This is a genomic window from Vibrio ouci (assembly GCF_004551525.1).
Classification (GTDB): Bacteria; Pseudomonadota; Gammaproteobacteria; order Enterobacterales; family Vibrionaceae; genus Vibrio; species Vibrio ouci.
On record NZ_SATR01000293.1, the window covers coordinates 1 to 627 of the forward strand.

Here is a 627-nt window from a genome sequence, read left to right on the forward strand (position 1 = left end):
AAGTGGTGACGTTTGTAACCTCAGCGGGGCTACCTCATAGTTACATGGCTGATTCTGCGCTCTCGACGTCACTAAGCATTGATTTCAAGTGTGTTATCAATCCTTACAACTTGTATGTTCATAATCGTCACTGGGTCAATGATACCCTTTCGGATGAAAGGCTACCCAGGCTTGAAAAATCTATGAAAGTAATGGATGAGCTCTGTAGTTTATTGAGTGCTAGAACATATAAGTCTGGGTGGGAACTGTAATGCTAACAAGCAATTTAAGAGGGATTCACAACGCTTGGCATTTTTGCTTCTACTTCAATTTTAGTGTTTATGGCACAATGCTTTAAGTTGGGTGGAGGCGTTGTTCACCCCTTAATTGGGCGTTATGTTTACTTGTATTTCAAAGGCTTAAATGTCTTAGGCTCTAGTTCTTTGTCCCTCTGGCAATCCGTCCCTAGTAGACTCAGCAAATCCGCATTGTCGGTCTAAGTTCTTGAATTTCTCAGCCCGTAAAACATGCCAATGTTCGCGGGTTGCTTCATTGTCAGGTCGTGGCGGTTGGCTTMTTGTTTAACTGGCTTTAAGTCGTTTTTGGATTCTTAGCCAATTAGCATTTCGGCTTGGCAGTTGCCTCGGC

The 627-nt window shown here is 43.1% G+C and carries 1 pseudogene; it reads left to right on the forward strand.

What is annotated here, in order from left to right:
• Positions 1 to 251: pseudogene (locus ELS82_RS26820) on the forward strand (NADPH-dependent FMN reductase); the annotation flags it as partial.
• Between the last annotated feature and the right edge of the window lie 376 nt (positions 252 to 627).